Consider the following 15,598-nt stretch of genomic DNA (forward strand, 5'->3'; position numbering starts at 1 on the left):
CAACTGAACAGGAAAAGAGGTTGCACTATGTATGAAGTCATTTACATGAAAGCGGATTACGAACCTTGGTGGATGTTTGATGGGTGGGATGAAATGGTGCGCAGCCGGCGTTATTTCGGAGAACTGGCAGAGGCGGCAGCGTATGCACATTCCCTGATGGAGGAAATGCGTCCGCGTTTCAAGAAGGAGCGCAGCAAACATCGGACGTTCACCGCCTTCTGGAATCCGGGGGAGCGGACGTATTGTGACGGATGTGATGAGGATCTGCAGCTGTATCACGGGATTTTCATTTTATCCGGCGAGAAACCGGTTCCTTTCCTGGATGAATAATAATTAGAATATTTCCTATTGTGTCGTTGACATATACTAGCTGTATGGTATAGTAGTTTTACAGGTTAATAGCAGATACTCGCAACGAACAACTATTCACGTATTACAGAAAGTGATCGGCTGCGTCGGTACTTTTTGTAATACGTGAATTTTGCCTTTCACTGGCGGGTTCATGTATTAGCAATCATAATTTGGGGGTAATTTTTTATGAAACAAGGTACAGTCAAGTGGTTCAACGCAGAAAAAGGTTTCGGTTTCATCGAGGTTGACGGAGAAGACGACGTATTCGTACACTTCTCAGCAATCCAGGGCGAAGGCTTCAAGTCATTGGACGAAGGCCAGCAGGTTGAATTCGAAATCGTCGAAGGCAACCGCGGTCTCCAGGCTGCGAACGTTATTAAACTCTAATAACCGAACAAAGAGGACCTGCCGAGGCAGGTCCTCTTTTTTATGGATTTAATGCGGCTGTTTCACCGACTCCATGATGGAAGTGATCGTGAACTCTTCGTCGTTCTCGCCCTTCATCACCGACTCCCGTTTCACCTCACCGAACCCTTCCACAAAATAGCGCCTGTTGACGTAGTCATTCCCTTTTTCTTCTATTACGATGGCATGATCGAATTTTTGGTAGGGTGTATCGACGGAAGCATCCGTATCGACGACTGTCCAATGCTCAAAGGAAGCCCCTTTTTCAAATGGCTTCTGCAAATAGATTCCCTGCCGTTCCATCTGCTTGATCTCTGCGATGGACGGTGCATTGGATTCCGTATCGACATGCTCTTCATCCAATTTGATGATTTTGTCCTCTTCGACCTTGAACAGCTTCCGGATCAGAGAGCCGCCGTTGTCTTCATAGGTCATGACAATGTCTTCATATGGATGAAACACCTGCATGTCGATTTCGGCATACTCATTCCCGAGCCCTTTGTAATGCACTTTTGAGCCATCGGGAAGGAAATAGTCCATCATCGCGGGATTCTGGATATCGCCGTGTTCTTCATCACTGTCAGCTTTTGTCTTTTCGGGATCGCCGCTGCTGTCCGCCCGGTTCTCCTCACCGTCACCTGTACTGTCTTCGTCAAGCGGTGTCCGTTCTCCGCTATTGCCTGAATTATCGGGAGTGGTAACATCCTGACCGTTCAGTTTCGAGCAGGCGGGCGTGAGAAGAAGGGGGATGATCAGCAGCAGGAAACCTATCCATCGGTTCATTGCAATCCTCTCCTTTTTCTTTAGTATTTCCGGATTGCCCAAAATCATGTCCGTCAAAATAGAAAAACACAGGAGCCGCCGGATCATCCGGCGGCTCCTGTGTTTTTGATTTCAATCAGTTCCCTGCAGGCTGTGCTTCTTTCCATTCCAAGTACTCATCATAGCCCATCATCTTGTCGAAAATCGTTCCGTCGTCGTTGATTTCGATGACGCGATTCGCAATTGTCTGGATGAACTGATGGTCATGGGAGGTGAAGAGCATAGCACCCTTGTACGCGATCAGGCCGTTGTTAAGCGCTTGGATGGACTCGAGGTCCAAGTGATTCGTCGGCTCGTCGAGAAGAAGGACGTTTGCATTTGTGAGCATCATCTTGGACAGCATGCAGCGGACCTTTTCGCCACCCGAGAGGACGGACGGTTTCTTGTTCACTTCTTCGCCGGAGAACAGCATACGGCCGAGGAATCCGCGCAGGAACGTCTCGGTTTCATCTTCCGGTGAATAGGGACGGAGCCACTCGACAAGTGTCTTTTCATTCCCTTTGAAGAATTCGCTGTTGTCGATCGGGAAGTATGCACGCGACGTTGTAACACCCCATTTGACACTTCCAGCGTCCGCTTCCGCTTCTTCCGCGAGAATATCGAGGAGTGCCGTCTTCGCGAGCGGGTTGCCGATCAGGACGACTTTGTCTTCCTTGTTCAACGTGAACGATGCATCTTTCAGCAATTGGACGCCATCCTGGTTCTTGGACAGGTCACGGACCATCAGCACGTCGTTGCCGATTTCACGGCCAAGCTGGAAATTGACGTATGGATAGCGGCGAGACGAAGGCTTGATGTCGTCGAGCTGGATCTTGTCGAGAGTCTTCTTCCGCGAAGTCGCTTGTTTCGACTTTGAAGCGTTGGCGCTGAACCGTGCGATGAACGCTTGCAGTTCCTTCACTTTCTCTTCCTTTTTCTTGTTCTGTTCCTGGGACAATTTCAGCGCAAGCTGGCTTGACTCGTACCAGAAGTCATAGTTACCGGCATAGATCTGGATTTTGCTGAAGTCGAGGTCCGCGATATGCGTACACACTTTGTTCAGGAAGTGACGGTCGTGGGATACGACGATGACCGTGTTTTCGAATCCGATCAGGAATTCCTCCAGCCACTGGATCGCTTTCAGATCGAGGTGGTTGGTCGGCTCATCGAGAAGCAGCACGTCAGGTTTACCGAACAGGGCCTGTGCGAGGAGCACTTTCACTTTGTCCGAACCTGTCAGTTCAGCCATTTTCATCGAGTGCATACTTTCAGGAATACCGAGGCCCTGGAGAAGGATTGCTGCTTCCGATTCAGCTTCCCAGCCGTTCAGCTCGCCGAATTCGCCTTCGAGCTCAGCTGCACGCATGCCGTCCTCGTCGGAAAAGTCCTCTTTCATGTAAATGGCGTTTTTCTCTGTCATAATGTCATACAGGCGCTTATGACCCATGATGACGGTATCCAGTACGGCTTCGTCTTCATATTGGAAGTGGTCCTGTTTCAGGACTGCAAGACGATCGTCATTATTGAGGATGACATTGCCTGTCTGCGGCTCCAGTTCTCCTGAAAGGATTTTCAGGAATGTGGATTTGCCGGCACCGTTCGCACCGATCAGACCGTAACAGTTGCCGGGGTTGAACTGTATATTAACATCTTCGAAAAGTTTCCGGTCCCCGAACCGGAGACTGACATTACTCACTGCTAACATGATTGACCTCCTAAAATTCACACTTTGCCTATTATAGCATGAATACCGGCGCCTGGGGAACCATTCAAAGTGGCATAATCCCGCTGCCGGATTTACAATGGAAACAGCCGCGTAAACTGCGCAGTCAGCTGCTCTGCTGCTGTCTGCCGAGTGCACGCCGGTTCTGGTAGGCTGCAAGTGTGCCGAGCTCTTTATTGATGCAATATTCCATTTGTACATAATGTTTTCGTTCTGGCAGATAGGTCGGCTCAAGCCCCCTGATGGAGCGGATGAAATAATAGCCGTTGATCTGCCGGAAGATGACTACAGCGTCAGGAAACAAGTCGAATATACCTTTGATCTGATACTTGCGTGTATACGACCAATGTATGATTTTCATGTACGCCACCCTTTCACTGGAAATTATAACCGCAGTGAGGGGCAAACGCAAGTTCGGAGGAACCTGTGAGGGAAGGGACTGCCTATGGAAACCAATCAAATGACTATTAAGCAGATGTACTTGATGATTTTCGCCATTTTTGCAGTATCGCTCAATATGCGGCCGGCTGTCACATCGATCGGTCCGCTGCTCGATACGATTCGGGCCGATCTGGAACTTACGAACGCACAGGTCAGTCTGCTGACCGCCTTGCCGGTCGTCTGCATGGGGATTTTTGCATCGCTTGCGCCGGTGCTGAACCGCCGTATCGGACTGAATGCGACGATGGTGGCAATGGTGCTGCTGATCGGTGTCATGACGGCTGTCCGGGAATTCATCCCGACGTACTCTATGCTCGTCATTTCGTCCGTCGGGGCAGGTGTCGCCATCGCAGTGGCCGGTCCGCTGCTGTCCGCGATGATCAAACAGAACTTCCCGCATCGTGCGGGCGCGGTGATCGGCATCTATTCGTTCGGTCTCGGGACCGGCGCTACACTGAGTACAGGGTTATCCGCCTACTTCTATGAAGCGACGGGTTCGTATCCGTTTGCCCTCAGCATCTGGGCGGTGCTTGCGTTCATCGGTGTCGCTGCCTGGCTGTCTTCCGCGAATGACACGGTCATGGTGAGGCAGAACGCGAAGCAGAAGACAGTTGCCGCTGCAAGCCCGGGCCGCTCCCCATGGAAGACGGGGAAAGCCTGGCTGTTCCTGCTGTTCTTCGGACTCCAGTCGGCCGCGTTCTTTTCCGTCGTCATCTGGCTGGCACCGATCGCCGTCTCGAAAGGCATGACGCTCGTACAGGCGGGAACGCTCGTCAGCATGATGACGGCAGTGCAGATCGTCCTCAATATCTCGATTCCGCTGATGATGGAAAAGTACCCCGGCAGGAAGATGTGGCTGCTGTTCATCCTGTCCGTGGGTCTGATTGCTGTCGGGCTGTTTTATACAGGCTATATCCCGCTGCTCTGGGTCGGGGCTCTGCTGATGGGCATCCCGCTTGGCGGAATGTTTCCGATCGCACTCGTGCTTCCGCTGGACGAAACGGAGAGCGCTGCGGAAACCAATTCATGGACTGCAATGATGCAGACGGGAGGATATGTGATCGGCGGTCTGCTGCCGCTCGTCATCGGGGTCCTATATGATCTGACGGGAACCCATCAGGTGACCATCTCATTGTTTGCAGCGATGTTTGTCGGAATGATCATTCTCGCTGTGCTGATCGGCGACAGAGCAGAGACATGAACCCATTGGAAAAGGGGCGCCCGGTAATGGGGCGCCCCTTTGTTTTTTGTGTCTTGCTGATTATCGAATCGTCAATAGTGGATGATTGTTTTCGAAATGTGATGTGTCACAACGATCATTTGCCGCGGTCGTTGTCCAGCAGGTGTTTCCTAACATAAGCAACGCAAACCCTACCTACTTTTGCGTCCTTGCGGCCCTATAGCCGCGCCAGTGTGAATACGTATTATCGGTAAACATTCCGCAGAATGCCAGAATTCAAACAATCAACAAAACAATTGTTAACTTATAAAGTATACCAGCTGTTCACCCTCATGTCAACTGATGGTCTTTTTTGTTCTATTTACTTCCTCCTGACCTTACAGTAGAAAAAAGGGAGGAGAGAACTTGGAGATAGATGGCGTATTCTCAGGCGGCGGCATGAAAGGGCTCGCACTTGTCGGAGCCTGCAAAGTATTTGAAGAGAATGGGTACACGTTCAAAAATACGGTCGGTACGAGTGCAGGAGCAATCGTTGCCGCAATGATCGCTTCCGGCTACTCGGCCAGCGAGATGGAGGACGTCCTGATGGAACAGGACTTCCCGGCTCTGCTCGATGCCCGCAAGACTTGGTTTCCCGTGCCATTCCTTAAATGGATCCAGCTGTACTGGAAGATGGGGCTGTACAAAGGGGTAGCGCTGGAGAACTGGTTCAGTGACCTGCTTGCGGAAAAAGGGGTGTACACGTTTGCAGACCTGCCGGAAGGGTCGCTGAAAATCGTCGTGTCCGATTTGACGAACGGCAAGCTGGTCATCCTGCCAGATGATCTGGAAGAGTATGGACTCCGGCCGGACTTTTTCCCGGTGGCCCGTGCGCTGCGGATGAGTACCAGCATCCCTTTCTTTTTCGAGCCTGTCCCCCTCCATTCCTTGGCCGGCAATGCCGTCACTGTGGACGGAGGGGTGCTGAGCAACTTCCCGCTCTGGGTGTTCGGTGAAGCAGAAAAACCGCCCGCACGGCCAGTTGTCGGAATGAAGCTCACGTATGAAGCCGGACACAAAAAAGAAAAATCCATCCGGAACGGTCTCACCCTTTACGAAGCCCTCTTTTCGACGATGAAAGACGCACATGACCAAAAGCATATTCCAAAGCATCTGGAACAGGATGTGCTGTTCATTCCGACGGAGGGGATCTCCGCTGTACAGTTCGCCCTCTCTGATGAAGAGAAGCAGGAACTCCTCCAGTCGGGCACCCGATCTGCCGAGAAGTATCTGAAAACCGCCACGTTCACCGGCAGGCATCCTGTTCTGCGCCACAGACGGATGACTGGCTGATCAATCTCCAAAACCAATGCTAGTTCTTTCTTAACATGTGGCATAATAGTCGTGAGTATATATAACTATTCAAAACTAAAGGCGGTGTCCGGCTATGAAGCGATCGATCAAACAACTGTTACTCGGAATGGCACTCCTGTCCATCATACTTACACTCGCCAGCAGCCTGTATGCCGGATACCGGGCCGACCGGCAGACACTGAAAGACATCACCCTGGAGACCAATTCGGCATATGCCCAGAAACTTGCGAAGATTACAGAAGGCTATCTCCTGCGGACGGAACGGACGCTCGCATATTCGGCTTCGAGCCTGTCAAAGGCGGTCAGCTTTGAAAACACCGAATACTTGAACCGTGAAGCGGAACGGCTGGTGGTCCAGTCGGAATCCTTGAGCTCTGTCGTCATTACGGACGGCAGGGGCATCATCCGGGGGACATCGAAAGGTGTGGAAGGGCTGGTCGGTGAGCCTATGCAAGGGACGGATACAGTGAAATCACTGCATACTGGTCTGCCGGAGATCAGTGAGCCGTTCACTTCCAAAACGGGTCGTCTGATCGTTTTCATCAGCACCCCGATCCTTAACGCTGATGGGGAGATTGCCGGCATGGTCGGCGGCAGCATTTATCTATCGGAAGAGAATGTACTCTATAACCTGCTTGGTCAGCATTTCTATGAGGACGGTTCGTATGTATACGTCGTCGACAGCCGGGGGATGCTCATGTACCATGTGGATCCGAGCAGGGTAGGGGAATATGTTGACAATAACAAAGTCATCGAAGAACTCAAGCGGGGGAATGAAGGCAGTATGCAGCTTGTGAACAGCCGGGACCAGAAGATGCTTGCAGGATATGCTGTCATCCCGCTGACAGGCTGGGGTATCGTCTCCCAGCGGCCTGCCGAAAAAGCGCTTGCTCCTGCGAATCGGATGCTGTTGGAAATGATCGTCAAAACAATTCCGCTGCTTATCCTCTCTGCTCTGCTCATTCTATATATGGCGTCCAGAATCGCAAGACCTCTGGAACGCCTTGCGGGGTATGCGGCCGATCATAAGAATGGCACCGGTCCGCAGACTGTCGACAGCGGGGCCTGGTACCGTGAGGCGATCGAACTGGACAGGGCGCTCAATGACAGTTTCATGAATTACCGGGAACAAATGGACCATTTCATACTGGAGTCCTCGACAGATCCACTGACCGGCCTGTTCAACCGGAGGGCGCTGACTGAACAAACGCGCACCCTGACCGAGCAGAAAACGGGATTCTCGCTTATCATCCTGGATATCGACCGATTCAAACGGATCAACGACACATACGGTCACAGTGCCGGCGATGAGGTGCTGAAGTTCCTGGCCCGCAAGATGACGGAGCACACCGGGACAGCCGGCACCTGCTACCGGTATGGCGGCGAGGAGTTTGTCATCGTTCTGCCCGGCAGAACCAGCAGGGAAGCGGCCCGCTTTGCAGACCGGCTCCGGATCGATGTCTCTGCTGAGAACAGCCCTGTCGGTGAACCGATCACATTCTCCGCTGGGACAGCTCAGCTGCCGGAACATGCCATCCACTTTTTACGTCTGATTGAAATTGCTGATGAGTGCCTGTATTACGCCAAAGAAAATGGCCGTAACCGTGTCGTCGATGCAGAGGAATTCCAACCTACAGTGTAGGCACCCTTCCCGGAGACAGATAAAAGTGATAAACTATACAACAGCTTATAAAGAAACAGGTGTTGACTATGATTGGCAGAAACGATCCGTGCCCTTGCGGCAGCGGGAAAAAGTATAAGAAATGCTGTGAGACGAATGAACAGACGACCGTAGAAGCCGTGAAATCCGAAGAGATCGAGCGGACCCTGCAGGCGTTCTATGATGAATACCCGAAGAAAAAGGATTTCGGAGACTACCGGGAATTTGCACTCAACTGGAAACGGCCGCTCGCCTCTTCCTATAATGAAGAAATGATCGAAGCGATTGCGCTTGATGAATTCTTTTTCCATCACCGTCATGATATTTGGGCAGGCTTTGTTAAGAAACAGCTGAAGAAAGCGATCCGGCCTTCCATCATCCGGCTTCTGGAAAATTGGGGGACCCCCCTCACACTTCTTGGTCAGGTGAAGACATCGGACGCTGAGACGATCACTGTTATGGACCGACTGAGGGAGAAAGAGGTCCTGCTTCGGAAAGAAACAGGCAAGCCCATACCGGACGGGGTCCATCTCTGGTGCTTCACGCTGCCGGAAGACAAAGAAAACGGCCGTCTTCTGGCCGTCTCGACGCTGATCTTCTTCCCGGTTGATCAGCAGCCGGTGTTCGAAGCGTTTGTCAGCAGGTTCAGAGCTCAGTCTGAGGAACCGGAAGCCTTCATGGCAGCGCAGGCTGTTTCCTTATGGGAGGCGCTCGCCGAAAATGGCTATGAAGGGGAGGAGTTCACCCATTTCGAGCAGGGTGTCCTCAGCCGGTTGGCAGCGTTCCTGGAAGAGAACGGCCGGGACAGCGGCCAGCTGCTTGACCTTGTAGAGGATTACCTGGTCGAGGAGCAGCCGAACGCACGGAAAGATGCAGCCGTCGCGGCCGGAGCGATCCGTTATGGAATGGAAAGCGGTCTGATCGAGCCTCTCGATCTCACGGTAAAAGCGATTGCCGGTTCGTTCGAGGTTTCCCCATCGTCGCTGAACCGGTATTATACCGGTCTCTCAGAATACGCTGAACGGAAAAAGTGACATGAAAAGGCAGCGGACCGCAACTGAATTGCGGTCTGCTGCCTTTTTTTGTTTTCAGTGAAAGGATGGCTGCTTCGTTACCCCTTGGTGCCTGCGGCCGATTTCCCGAACGAGAATTCCCGCCAGTCTGAAATTTCATAGGTAGGTACAGCGTCAGTCTTATTTTCAAGCTTATCCGGATTGAACCAGCATGTATCGAGGCCGGCCTGATTTCCGCCCTTGATATCCGAAGTGAGGGAATCACCGGTCATCAGTACACGGGAAGTTTCGTCCGCTCCAAGACGTTCAAGTGCCTCACGGAAGATTTCCGGCCGCGGTTTCTGATAGCCTGCTTCTTCGGACGACAGAATGACCTTGAAGCGCTCGTTCAGCGGGGAACAGGCGATACGTGCAATCTGTGCCTTTACGAAACCGTTTGTCACGATAGCAAGCGGAGCATCGCCGAGCGAGTCGAGCATATCGACCACTCCGTCGATCAGGTGCGCCTCCTCTCCGAGCATCGCCAAGTATGTCTCCGAGAATTCATCGGCATCCAGCCGAATATCAAACCGCCGGAACAATTCCCGGAACCGGCTTACCTTCAGTTCGGCCATCGTCGTCCTGCCTTCTTCAAGCTCCCGCCAGAGAACGCTGCTGATCTTGCGGTATTCCGAACGGTATGCATCGAGTCCTTCCGCAAGTCCAGCTTCCGTGAATGCCCGTTTGAACGCATTGCGCTCACTTGTTTCAAATTCAAGCAGGGTATCATCCAAATCGAATAGAAATACATCGTAATCCATTTACTTCATCACCTGTCCATCTTCATGTTTTTCTGCAGTATATCATTGGGGGAACCGACGGACAACCCATCCGGAATACTGCATGAATTTTTAGAAAACCGATCTGAATCCCGTTTAGTATTTAATGCTGAAGGGAAAGAGGAATAGGGAAGCAAACTATGAGGAGGTCGAAGCGACTATGTCACTTAGTGAAGAACTTCAAACTCTGAAAGATTTCCATTGCGAGAACCGCTGTGTCCTCAGTGTCTATCTGAACACCAACCCGGCAGACCCTGATCAGCAGAAGGGTGCTTGGAAGATCCAGCTGAAGTCCGGCTTCAAGCGGCTGGAAGAATATCTGGCTGCGGCAGATGACAAAGCGGAAACAGAAGCATTCAAGAAAGCGAAAGACCGTGTCGTCAAGGAGATCGAGGACAACCGGAACGACTTGAAAAAAGGAGTCGTCATCTTTGCGTCAGCGGATCCTGAACTTTTTTCCGTCTATTACGTGCAAATTCCGATTGAAACGAACTTCTACTGGGAAGACCATCCCGTCATCGACGAACTTCATAATATGCTCAGCGCTTATCCGAACTCGGGAATCGTCATGCCGAGCTTCGGCAATGTCCGTTTCCTGGATACTGCAATGGGCTACGTCGGCGATGACTTCACCTATACATTCGACTCCGGACTCGACGTCTGGCGTGAACAGAAAGGGCTCAACCCTTCAGGAAGCCGCGGCACAGGCGGCAGCCACGTGGACGATCTGGATGATAGATTGAAAGAGAATCTCGAGCGGTTCTACAAATCACTTGCCGGTGACATCAGTAAGATGAAAAAAGAACGGCATTGGGATGAAGTCCACATCATCGGCGAAGCGGAATATGCGCAGGCGTTCGCAGCTGCCATGCAGAAGAAGCCGGACAGCATCCAGCACAAGAATCTCAATAATTCCGGCGCGGATAAGGTGCTCCATGAAGTGTTCGGCAAATAAAAAATTCAGCAGAGACCGTCCATGTATAAGGGCGGTCTTTTCGTCGAAAAATAATGACAAATCGCATTCATGGGGAATGTGTGGTAGGATACTAACAAAATGAGATAGGACGTGACTGTATTGATATCGATTACCATCCCTGAAATCACTGTAAAAATTGAACAGCGCCTGCAGAAACAGATGGCATCCGAAACACCGATCACCCCGGTGAACGGGTTCGTCGATCTGCATGAGATTCCACGCGACAAAGGCGGGATTATCCTGTTCTATAACAAACAGGACGAATTGCTGTTCGTCGGCAAAGCACGGAAACTGCGCCCGCGAGTGAAGAAACATCTGGAGGACAACGTGTCCCCGTTGAAACCTCACCGGGACGAAGTGAATAAGATCGGCGTCATCCTAGTTGAAGACCCGATGGAGCGCGAAATTTACGAAACGTACATCATCAATACCATGCGTGCGAAGTACAATACCGATAAAGTCTTTTTCGAATAATTTCCAAGGAGGCGTCAGCAGTGGACTTACGAATTGAGAAGATCACAGAGCAGATCAGCGAGATGATCGGCCTGCAAAACTGCCGTCTGCATAATACGTCGTTATTTGAACGGCCGTGTGCGTTCGGAGGCACGGACATCATAGTATCCTGCGACTGGTACCCGGCTGATACGGATGTTGAGGAGGAAGACGTGAACTTGCCGGATGGCGCAGTGTCCGTCGACTATTCCCTCCGCTTCGGACAGATCACACTGGCAGTTGCAGCCGGCGGCACGTCATGTGCAATGCCGCTCACTGCGGACAGCGACAAAACCGCTTTTTTCAAAAAGTGGGCTGAACAGCAGACCGGCTTGGAATTCGGACAGTCCCTGACGCTGACTGCTGCCGGTGAAGATGGGTACGAAGCAATCCTGACACACGGAGGGTTCCCTCTGGCAACCGAATCCCATATGAAGATCGAATGGGATGCGGACGGCCGCCTGCTGACAGCGATCATGCCCCTGCTCGCATCACAGGTGTTCGAGCCGGCTGTATTCGACTTGACGCTCGAAGATGTGGAGCCGCTCGTCCGGGAGCAGCTGACACTCGTCCGTCTGCCGATCGAGGAAGAAGAGCGGTTTGCGGATTATTATGCGATCGATGAAGTATATATCACACAGGACGGTCATGTGCTTCCGTATGATACGGAAGACCAGGGGGCATGCTTCCCGGCCGCCCTCCTGACTTGGACGGGGGAAGAAGAGATCAGCGATGTGCGGCACCCGGTCACTCCGTTCCGTTCCAATCTTGCTGCGGACGAGGCATTCCGGATTCTGGCTGAGCCGTCTGAAAACCTGAATAGTGCAGATCTCGAAGAAGCTGCCCGATCGGCTGCCCGTTTCCTGGGATCCGCAGTGTCGGATGGGTCAGGGGAATGGGAGCTGTACAAAGTGTACAGGCAGCCGGGGATCATCGAAGCCGAATGCCGCATGGTCGGCGGCATCAACGGGCCGCTGCGCAGAAAACTGAAACTGCTGATGGATGTCCATACATATGAAGTGCTGAATTACATGGATTCCTATGAAATGGCAAGATTGTTCGAAGGCTTCACCCAGCCGCTCGTCGCAACCGTCTCGCAGGAGAGTGCATTCGACGAGATGGTGCCGTTCATCACCATGGATCCGGTCTATGTCTATCACCAGGAAACGGAGCGGTATAAATTGTGCGGCTTCCTCGATTCCGAAGAGTGTGTCGACGCGGTGACAGGCGATCTGAAAAATCTAAACGACGTGTAAACTGCTGGTTTGCCTGAAACGAGGGTACGGAATGAAAGAACGGGAACAATGGACATCGAAAATCGGATTCATCTTAGCGGCGGCCGGGAGTGCAATCGGTCTCGGCGCAATATGGAAATTCCCTTACATGGCAGGCATGAATGGCGGGAGTGTGTTCGTGCTGCTGTTCATCCTCTGCACATTGGCGATTGGTCTGCCGATCCTCCTGGCTGAGTTTGTCATCGGCAGGCGCGGACAGGCGGACGCCGTCACATCGCTTGAACGGCTGTCGAGCAGCAGGAAGTGGAATTGGGCCGGCTGGATGGGTCTGGCCGCGTCGTTCATCATCCTGTCATTCTACAGTGTGGTCGGCGGCTGGATCCTGTCTTACCTGATCCGGTCCCTGACAGGCGGCTTGAGCAATGTCAGCTATGGACAGCTGTTCAACGGTATCATCGAAAATCCATTCGAGGTGCTGATCGCCCAGGCCGCTTTCCTCATGCTGACCATCTGGATCGTCCAGAGCGGCATCCGGGGCGGCGTCGAACGGGCCAGCCGGTGGATGATGCCGCTGCTGTTCATCTTCTTCGTCGTTCTCGGAATCCGGTCGCTGACGCTTGACGGTGCAATGGAAGGGCTGAAATTCCTGTTCGTGCCGGACTGGTCCTATTTGAACGGAAAGACCTTCCTGCTCGCGCTTGGCCAGGCGTTCTTCTCGCTCAGTGTCGGGGTCACCGCTATGATGACGTACGCATCCTATCTGAACAAAGAAGAGCGGCTCGGGCAGTCTGCCGTGAACGTTTCGGTACTTAACATCGTCATCTCCCTGCTCGCGGGAATCGTCATCTTTCCGGCCGTTTTCGCGCTCGGCCAATCGCCTGCGGAAGGCCCCGGGCTGATTTTCGTCATTCTGCCGGCCATCTTCAACGAAATTCCGTTCGGCGGCTTTTTCCTGCTCGTCTTCTTCATCCTTATGCTGTTTGCGACCCTGACCTCGGCAATTGCAATGCTTGAAATTGTCGTGTCGACGGGAATCCGAAGCAAAGTCGAACGGCGGGGCCGTGCTGCATGGCTGTTCGGCGGCCTGATCTTCATCGTCGGGATTCCGAGTGCCCTGTCATTCGGCCTGCTCCAGGACGTCCAGATCTTCGGCGGTTCAATCTTCGATTTTGCGGATCTGCTGACGAGCCGGATCGCGATGCCGCTTGGCGCTCTCGCCGTCTCTGTCTTTGCAGGTTTCGTGCTGAGCCAGCAGGATACTGCAGATGAACTGAAGATGAATCCGACACTGCATACAATTTGGAAAACGCTCGTCCGGTATATCGTGCCGGCAGCGATCGTCATCATTTTCGCGACATGGATTGTTGATCTACTATAATAATTGGAATCCGGTACAGGGATGTGCCGGATTTTTTTATTGGGATTCTGAACCTTACCGGTCTTCATGGACGTATACATTAGCATGGCAGATGAAAACAAGACGGGGAGGCGGCAACATGGGGAGATGGAAAGAGGGACGGCGGGCAGGTTTCTCAGCTGCGGCAGTTGTGCTCAGCCTGCTGCTCGCAGGATGCACAGAGAAAACGGATGCTCCGCATACAGAGGACCTGAAATCGGATAAGGAATCAGCGCGAACCGTTCAGCTGAAAGAGAAAGCAGGGAAGACGGAAGACACGCTGATCCCCGCGGTGGCGATTGCGAAAGTGCAGTCCGTCCTGAATATCGAACTGAACGGGCCGAACCCCAGATACCAGGCGGTCATGCATGAGATCATGAACAGTCCGGGGAGCGAAAAAGAGAAACAAGCAGACTATGATTCCCTGATCGAATCGCTGTATGGACCTTATTTCACCGAAGACGGCCTGTATCGGCTGAAAGCAACAGGGGTATTCCGGTATCATCTGATTGAAGAGACCAATTACAGTCTGCGTCTCATTGAAGCGGAGGTCACCCAGAGTGACGTCAAGACAGCGTCCAACCAGTACAATATCACGGCAGTTGTCGAGATGGCGGTTGACGGCATGGAACCCGGACGCTTTGACATGGTTGGAAAAGCGGTCTTCAATAAGAAAGAGGGGAAGATCGGAGACTTTTACATTGAGGACCCCAGTATGGAAATTCACGATAAACTGTTCCAAGCAGTGAATGGAGCAGACGATCCAGCTGACTGAACCAGGGAATCCCTGCTCGGCCAGGATTGTGTAGACATTTGACAGGTTACCCTTTACATTAGGTAGGAGACTATCGCTTTGTGTGAAAGTACTGAAAAAGGGGCTGACAGGGATGAACAGGGTTTTGATTGTCGAAGACGAACCGTCCATAGCTGCATTGCTTAAATACAATTTGGAACAGTCGGGATTTCTGGCGGATGTCACGCATGACGGGCAGTCAGCCGTCACCATGGCAGCGGAAAACCGGCCGGATCTGATCATTCTCGACATCATGCTGCCTGAAATGGACGGCATGGAAGTATGCAAGACATTGCGGCAGGAGAAAATCCAGACACCGATCCTCATGCTGACCGCAAAATCGGAGGAATTCGACAAGATTCTCGCACTCGAACTGGGGGCTGACGACTATTTGACGAAACCATTCAGCCCGCGGGAAGTGGTCGCCCGCGTCAAAGCGATCATCCGGAGGTCCCGGCTGACCGTTCCAGAACCTGAGCCGCAGCAGGATAAGCCGTTCCGCATCGGGGAGCTGATCATCTATCCAGAACGGATCGAGGCCCAGTTCTCCGGTAAGCCGCTGGACCTGACGCCGAAAGAATTCGAATTGCTGCTGTACCTCGCGCGCCACAGCGGCAAAGTGCTGAACCGCGAACAGCTGCTGGACAAAGTATGGAACTATGAATATACCGGGGATTCAAGGATCGTAGATGTCCATATCAGCCACTTGCGTGAAAAGATCGAACGGGATTCCAGGAAGCCGATGTATATCAAGACCGTCCGGGGGTTCGGCTACAAACTGGAACGGATCAGTGACTGATCCTGCATACATACCGCGAAACCGCCTATGCCAGGCGGTTTTTTTCGTGTAAAGCTATCAATATATGATCTTTACATAACCTTTACTTCCGCTTCAAGTGCCCTTAATACTGCTTCGTTACAGTATAGATACAGCAGCGAACGAGAGCTGTAAAAAAATGTT

General features: G+C 52.3%; 16 protein-coding genes. 12 read left to right on the forward strand and 4 right to left on the reverse strand.

Features of this window, described 5'->3' with window-relative positions:
• The first annotated feature begins 27 nt into the window (after window positions 1–27).
• Together QWT68_RS04500 and QWT68_RS04505 are read left to right on the forward strand one after the other, a co-directional pair.
• Window positions 28–330 (forward strand): DUF1033 family protein, encoded by a 303-nt coding sequence (locus tag QWT68_RS04500; RefSeq protein WP_040286425.1) that lies wholly within the window; start codon window positions 28–30, stop codon window positions 328–330.
• 207 nt (window positions 331–537) lie between these two features.
• Window positions 538–738: a cold-shock protein gene (locus QWT68_RS04505; protein WP_040286426.1), complete on the forward strand. Its 201-nt coding sequence runs from the start codon at window positions 538–540 to the stop codon at window positions 736–738.
• Between the two features lie 48 nt (window positions 739–786).
• On the opposite strand, the gene QWT68_RS04510 is transcribed toward QWT68_RS04505, so the two are convergent.
• The 3 genes from QWT68_RS04510 to QWT68_RS04520 all read right to left on the reverse strand — a co-directional run bounded on the left by QWT68_RS04510 (window position 787) and on the right by QWT68_RS04520 (window position 3,641).
• The gene (locus QWT68_RS04510; protein ID WP_290149843.1) at window positions 787–1,539 is read right to left on the reverse strand and encodes a hypothetical protein; all 753 of its coding nucleotides are present in this window, start codon (window positions 1,537–1,539) and stop codon (window positions 787–789) included.
• A gap of 115 nt (window positions 1,540–1,654) precedes the next feature.
• Entirely contained in the window at window positions 1,655–3,262 is a 1,608-nt protein-coding gene (locus QWT68_RS04515; protein WP_290149845.1) for an ABC-F family ATP-binding cassette domain-containing protein, read from the reverse strand.
• A 124-nt stretch (window positions 3,263–3,386) separates the two neighbouring features.
• Window positions 3,387–3,641 (reverse strand): hypothetical protein, encoded by a 255-nt coding sequence (locus tag QWT68_RS04520; RefSeq protein WP_040286428.1) that lies wholly within the window; start codon window positions 3,639–3,641, stop codon window positions 3,387–3,389.
• A gap of 84 nt (window positions 3,642–3,725) precedes the next feature.
• Between QWT68_RS04520 and QWT68_RS04525 the strand changes: the two genes are divergently transcribed.
• The 4 genes from QWT68_RS04525 to QWT68_RS04540 all read left to right on the forward strand — a co-directional run bounded on the left by QWT68_RS04525 (window position 3,726) and on the right by QWT68_RS04540 (window position 8,948).
• A complete protein-coding gene (locus QWT68_RS04525) occupies window positions 3,726–4,922 on the forward strand; it encodes an MFS transporter (protein WP_040286429.1) in 1,197 nt (398 codons plus the stop codon).
• A gap of 384 nt (window positions 4,923–5,306) precedes the next feature.
• Window positions 5,307–6,233: a patatin-like phospholipase family protein gene (locus QWT68_RS04530; protein ID WP_290149846.1), complete on the forward strand. Its 927-nt coding sequence runs from the start codon at window positions 5,307–5,309 to the stop codon at window positions 6,231–6,233.
• 94 nt (window positions 6,234–6,327) lie between these two features.
• Window positions 6,328–7,896 (forward strand): sensor domain-containing diguanylate cyclase, encoded by a 1,569-nt coding sequence (locus tag QWT68_RS04535; protein ID WP_290149848.1) that lies wholly within the window; start codon window positions 6,328–6,330, stop codon window positions 7,894–7,896.
• 68 nt (window positions 7,897–7,964) lie between these two features.
• On the forward strand, window positions 7,965–8,948 hold the full coding sequence (locus QWT68_RS04540) for a YecA family protein (RefSeq protein WP_290149850.1): 984 nt from the start codon (window positions 7,965–7,967) through the stop codon (window positions 8,946–8,948).
• 77 nt (window positions 8,949–9,025) lie between these two features.
• On the opposite strand, the gene QWT68_RS04545 is transcribed toward QWT68_RS04540, so the two are convergent.
• Window positions 9,026–9,727, reverse strand: a complete 702-nt coding sequence (locus QWT68_RS04545) for a YjjG family noncanonical pyrimidine nucleotidase (protein WP_052461761.1) — start codon at window positions 9,725–9,727, stop codon at window positions 9,026–9,028.
• 178 nt (window positions 9,728–9,905) lie between these two features.
• Between QWT68_RS04545 and QWT68_RS04550 the strand changes: the two genes are divergently transcribed.
• From QWT68_RS04550 to QWT68_RS04575, 6 genes are all read left to right on the forward strand, one after another.
• The gene (locus QWT68_RS04550) at window positions 9,906–10,700 is read left to right on the forward strand and encodes a VLRF1 family aeRF1-type release factor (protein ID WP_290149853.1); all 795 of its coding nucleotides are present in this window, start codon (window positions 9,906–9,908) and stop codon (window positions 10,698–10,700) included.
• Between the two features lie 180 nt (window positions 10,701–10,880).
• On the forward strand, window positions 10,881–11,195 hold the full coding sequence (locus QWT68_RS04555) for a nucleotide excision repair endonuclease (RefSeq protein ID WP_082023379.1): 315 nt from the start codon (window positions 10,881–10,883) through the stop codon (window positions 11,193–11,195).
• A 20-nt stretch (window positions 11,196–11,215) separates the two neighbouring features.
• Window positions 11,216–12,469, forward strand: a complete 1,254-nt coding sequence (locus QWT68_RS04560) for a hypothetical protein (RefSeq protein ID WP_290149856.1) — start codon at window positions 11,216–11,218, stop codon at window positions 12,467–12,469.
• A 31-nt stretch (window positions 12,470–12,500) separates the two neighbouring features.
• A complete protein-coding gene (locus tag QWT68_RS04565) occupies window positions 12,501–13,826 on the forward strand; it encodes a sodium-dependent transporter (RefSeq protein WP_040286436.1) in 1,326 nt (441 codons plus the stop codon).
• A 118-nt stretch (window positions 13,827–13,944) separates the two neighbouring features.
• On the forward strand, window positions 13,945–14,619 hold the full coding sequence (locus tag QWT68_RS04570) for a hypothetical protein (RefSeq protein WP_290149858.1): 675 nt from the start codon (window positions 13,945–13,947) through the stop codon (window positions 14,617–14,619).
• A 112-nt stretch (window positions 14,620–14,731) separates the two neighbouring features.
• The gene (locus QWT68_RS04575) at window positions 14,732–15,436 is read left to right on the forward strand and encodes a response regulator transcription factor (RefSeq protein WP_040287221.1); all 705 of its coding nucleotides are present in this window, start codon (window positions 14,732–14,734) and stop codon (window positions 15,434–15,436) included.
• The last annotated feature ends 162 nt before the right edge of the window (window positions 15,437–15,598 follow it).

The sequence above is a fragment of the Sporosarcina trichiuri genome (assembly GCF_030406775.1).
Classification (GTDB): Bacteria; Bacillota; Bacilli; order Bacillales_A; family Planococcaceae; genus Sporosarcina; species Sporosarcina trichiuri.

Coding starts and splice junctions, on each gene's coding strand:
- QWT68_RS04505 (WP_040286426.1), top strand. CDS start 538: ATGAAACAAGGTACAGTCAAGTGGTTCAACGCAGAAAAAGGTTTCGGT.
- QWT68_RS04520 (WP_040286428.1), bottom strand. CDS start 3,641: ATGAAAATCATACATTGGTCGTATACACGCAAGTATCAGATCAAAGGT.
- QWT68_RS04555 (WP_082023379.1), top strand. CDS start 10,881: ATGGCATCCGAAACACCGATCACCCCGGTGAACGGGTTCGTCGATCTG.
- QWT68_RS04575 (WP_040287221.1), top strand. CDS start 14,732: ATGAACAGGGTTTTGATTGTCGAAGACGAACCGTCCATAGCTGCATTG.
- QWT68_RS04500 (WP_040286425.1), top strand. CDS start 28: ATGTATGAAGTCATTTACATGAAAGCGGATTACGAACCTTGGTGGATG.
- QWT68_RS04545 (WP_052461761.1), bottom strand. CDS start 9,727: ATGGATTACGATGTATTTCTATTCGATTTGGATGATACCCTGCTTGAA.
- QWT68_RS04565 (WP_040286436.1), top strand. CDS start 12,501: ATGAAAGAACGGGAACAATGGACATCGAAAATCGGATTCATCTTAGCG.
- QWT68_RS04525 (WP_040286429.1), top strand. CDS start 3,726: ATGGAAACCAATCAAATGACTATTAAGCAGATGTACTTGATGATTTTC.
- QWT68_RS04540 (WP_290149850.1), top strand. CDS start 7,965: ATGATTGGCAGAAACGATCCGTGCCCTTGCGGCAGCGGGAAAAAGTAT.
- QWT68_RS04535 (WP_290149848.1), top strand. CDS start 6,328: ATGAAGCGATCGATCAAACAACTGTTACTCGGAATGGCACTCCTGTCC.
- QWT68_RS04510 (WP_290149843.1), bottom strand. CDS start 1,539: ATGAACCGATGGATAGGTTTCCTGCTGCTGATCATCCCCCTTCTTCTC.
- QWT68_RS04550 (WP_290149853.1), top strand. CDS start 9,906: ATGTCACTTAGTGAAGAACTTCAAACTCTGAAAGATTTCCATTGCGAG.
- QWT68_RS04570 (WP_290149858.1), top strand. CDS start 13,945: ATGGGGAGATGGAAAGAGGGACGGCGGGCAGGTTTCTCAGCTGCGGCA.
- QWT68_RS04515 (WP_290149845.1), bottom strand. CDS start 3,262: ATGTTAGCAGTGAGTAATGTCAGTCTCCGGTTCGGGGACCGGAAACTT.